This is a genomic window from Mycobacterium sp., assembly GCF_052145595.1.
In the GTDB taxonomy this organism is placed as follows: Bacteria; Actinomycetota; Actinomycetes; order Mycobacteriales; family Mycobacteriaceae; genus Mycobacterium.
On sequence record NZ_JBKQOI010000365.1, the window covers coordinates 1 to 3453 of the forward strand.

A 3453-nucleotide genomic window follows, 5' to 3' on the forward strand; every position below is an offset into this window, starting at 1 on the left:
GGCGTGGCCGCATGGATGGTGTTGGCGAACCAGCCCTGATGCCAGATCCCGCGGGTCCCCAACATGGTGTAGAACTGGGTTTGCTTGCCCGTGTCGGCAGTCGGATCAGCAAGGGCCGCTTTGAAACTCAACCCGTCCAGCGGCTTCTGCGCGACGCCTTTGACAGTGTCCGGCGGCGTCATGCCCAGCAGGTCGTAGACCGTCGGGGTGATGTCGCAGACGTTGACGTAGTTGTCGCGGACCTCGCCGTGCGCCGCAATACCGTTGGGCCACGAGATGATTGCCGTGTCGGCGATACCGCCTTCATGGGAGGCATAGCGCTTGTAGAGCTTGTAGGGCGTGTTGAAGGCCATCGCCCACCCGATCGGGTAGTGGTTGTAGGTTTCGGGGCCACCGAGGTGGTCGAACAACTTCATGCTCTCTTCGACGGTGTCGATGTAACCGTTGAAGAACTTGCCCTCGTTCACCGATCCGTTCGGACCGCCCTCACCGCTGGCACCGTTGTCGGAGATCACCACGATGATGGTGTTGTCCAGTTGGCCAGACTCCTCGAGATAGTCCAGGATCCGGCCGATCTGCGCATCGGTGTAGCTCAGGAATCCGGCGAACACCTCGGCAAACCGGCAGAACAGCTTCTTCTCCTCGTCATTGAGCGAGTCCCATGGCCGCACCGTGTCCTGCATCGGCCACGGCTCGCCTTGCGGGCCTTTGACATCCAGGTACGGGTTCACCGGTGACAGTTCGGTGTCCGGCGGCACGATCCCCATGGACTTCTGCTTTTCCAGCACGATGTCGCGGTAACGCTCGTAGCCCATGTCGAACCGGCCGGCGTAGCGGTCCGCCCACTCCTTGAAAACGTGATGCGGGGCGTGCCCGGCGCCGGGGCACACATAGCTGAACCATGGTTTGTCCGGAGCGATCACCTTGGCATCACGGATGAATTCGATCGTCTTGTCGGCGATGTCCTTCGACAGGTGGTAGCCATCCTCCGGCGTGCTCGGCGGGTTCACCGGGTGGTTGTCGTACACCAGGTCGGGATACCACTGGTCGGTCTCGCCGCCCATGAAGCCGTAGAACCGCTCGAAACCGCGCGACGTCGGCCAGTTCCGCCTCGTCGACGCTATGCTGCATTCTTCGAGCGGTGTCAGGTGCCACTTGCCGATGCAGTAAGTGTTGTAACCACGTTCGGCGAGCACCTCGGAGAGCAGCGCGGTGTCCGCCGGGATCCGTCCGTTGCAGTTCGGGAAGCCGTCGGTGAATTCTTCGATGGTGGCCATGCCGACCGTGGTCGCGTTGCGGCCCGTCAGCAAGGACGCCCTGGTCGGAGAGCACAGGGCGGTGGTGTGAAATTGCGACAGTCGCACACCGCGCTGGGCTATCCGCGTCATGGCGGGCATTTCGACCAGCCCGCCGAAGCAGTCCCAGGTCGCGATGCCGGTGTCGTCCCAGACCAGATAGAGGATGTTCGGCGCGTTCTCCGGCGCGGTCGGTGCGGCGTACGGGCCCCAGTCAGGCTCGGAGTCCCGAATATCCAGCTCGATCTTGCCGTTAAATTCTGTCGACCCAGTTGCCATTAGCCAGCCTCACTCCGTGGTGGACCTACCCGCTGAACGTCGCGTGCAGACTACACCGGTGATGTGGCGATTAGCTGAGATTCTGCCGCGGGCCGACCCCCGCGCGCGGGCAACTAAGCGTTGACTTGGGCCTTTGCTTGGCTACTTGGCCTTTTCGAGAATTTCGACGAGCCGCCAGCGTTTGGTCGCGGACATCGGACGCGTCTCCATCAGCGATACGCGGTCGCCGACGCCGGCGGTGCTGTTCTCGTCGTGTGCCTTGACCTTCTTGGTGGTGCGGATGATCTTGCCATACAGCGGGTGACGCATGCGGTCTTCCAGCTCGACGACGATGGTCTTCTGCATCTTGTCACTCACCACATAACCGATGCGCATCTTGCGCCGGCCACGGTCCTTCGGGGTGCGCGGAGTGTTTTTGGGGCCCTTGTCGTTCGAGCCGGCGTCCGTGGGAGCGGCCTGCTTGGTGGCGGCCTTCGGTGCCGCCTTGGAAGCCTTGGGGCCGGCGGCCTTCGCTTCTGCCATCACGATTCCTTATTTCCGTCGGGACCCTCGGGACCAGAAGCCAGGCCCAGCTCTCGTTCCCGCAATACGGTGTAGACGCGTGCGATCTCCTGCCGCACCGTGCGGAGCCGGCGGTTGTTGCTGAGCTGGCCGGTCGCCATCTGGAAGCGCAGGTTGAACAACTCTTCCTTGGATTCGCGCAGGCGCTCGGCCAGCTCCTCGTCGGTGAGCTCGCGCAGTTCGCCAGGGGAAATACCCACAGCCATCAGAACTGCTCCTCTCGGGTCACGATGCGTGCCTTGATCGGCAACTTGTGGATTGCTCGGGTGAGCGCCGCGCGCGCGACCTGCTCATTGGGGTAGCTCAGCTCGAACAGCACCCGGCCGGGCTTGACGTTGACCACCCACCACTCCGGTGAGCCCTTACCCGAACCCATCCGGGTCTCCGCGGGCTTCTTGGTCAGCGGACGGTCGGGGAAGACGTTGATCCACACCTTGCCACCACGCTTGATGTGCCGGTTGATGGCGATACGCGCGGCCTCGATCTGCCGGTTGGTGACGTAGGCGTGCTCGAGCGCCTGGATGCCGTAGTCGCCGAAGTTGACCTCCGTGCCGCCACTGGCAATGCCGCGCTGGCGGGGGTGGTGCTGCTTACGGTGCTTGACTTTGCGGGGAATCAACATGATTCAGCTCTCCGTGCTCTGCGGTTCGAGGGCAGGCGCGGCCCCAACATCGGTGGCCGGGGCGGCGTCCTCGGCACCCGCGGCCCGTCCAGCCTCGGTGCTGGTCGCCGTGGTGCCCGACGCGCCACTGCGCCGCGGCCGGGAGCCCGACGGCCGCTCGCGGCGCGGACGTTCGGCGCCCGCCGGCGCGGCGGCGGCCAATTCGCGCTTGCCGCCGACGATGTCGCCCTTGTAGATCCAGACCTTCACGCCGATCCGGCCGAAGGTGGTCTTGGCCTCGTACAGGCCGTAGTCGATGTCGGCGCGCAGGGTGTGCAGCGGCACGCGGCCCTCGCGGTAGAACTCCGAGCGGCTCATCTCGGCGCCACCGAGGCGGCCCGAGCACTGCACCCGGATGCCCTTGACGTTGGGCTGGCGCATCGCCGACTGGATGGCCTTGCGCATCGCGCGGCGGAACGCCACCCGGTTGCTCAACTGCTCGGCGACGCCCTGAGCCACCAATTGTGCTTGCGACTCCGGGTTTTTGACTTCGAGGATGTTCAGCTGGACCTGCGTCTTGGTCAGCTTTTCCAGGTCCGCCCGGATCCGGTCGGCCTCGGTGCCGCGCCGGCCGATGACGATGCCGGGACGCGCGGTGTGGATGTCCACCCGCACCCGGTCGCGAGTGCGCTCGATCTCCACGTCGGCGATGCCGGC

5 protein-coding genes are annotated in these 3453 nt (G+C 64.8%); all 5 read right to left on the reverse strand.

The annotated features are described in order from the left end of the window. Positions 1–1574: arylsulfatase (locus ACLP4W_RS29805; protein WP_442391152.1), on the reverse strand; the 1574-nt coding region annotated here is incomplete at its 3' end. Positions 1575–1715: 141 nt separating this feature from the next. Next, on the reverse strand, positions 1716–2099 hold the full coding sequence (rpsQ, locus tag ACLP4W_RS29810; protein ID WP_442391154.1) for a 30S ribosomal protein S17: 384 nt from the start codon (positions 2097–2099) through the stop codon (positions 1716–1718). Next, positions 2096–2341 (reverse strand): 50S ribosomal protein L29, encoded by a 246-nt coding sequence (rpmC, locus tag ACLP4W_RS29815; protein WP_324862813.1) that lies wholly within the window; start codon positions 2339–2341, stop codon positions 2096–2098. Before rpmC ends, rpsQ begins: the two co-directional genes overlap by 4 nt. After that, positions 2341–2757, reverse strand: a complete 417-nt coding sequence (gene rplP, locus ACLP4W_RS29820) for a 50S ribosomal protein L16 (protein ID WP_442391156.1) — start codon at positions 2755–2757, stop codon at positions 2341–2343. The genes rpmC and rplP overlap by 1 nt, the downstream gene beginning before the upstream one ends. Before the next feature lie 3 nt (positions 2758–2760). Beyond that, positions 2761–3453, reverse strand: a 693-nt coding sequence (gene rpsC / locus ACLP4W_RS29825; RefSeq protein WP_442391158.1) for a 30S ribosomal protein S3, incomplete at its 5' end; no start/stop codon positions are given.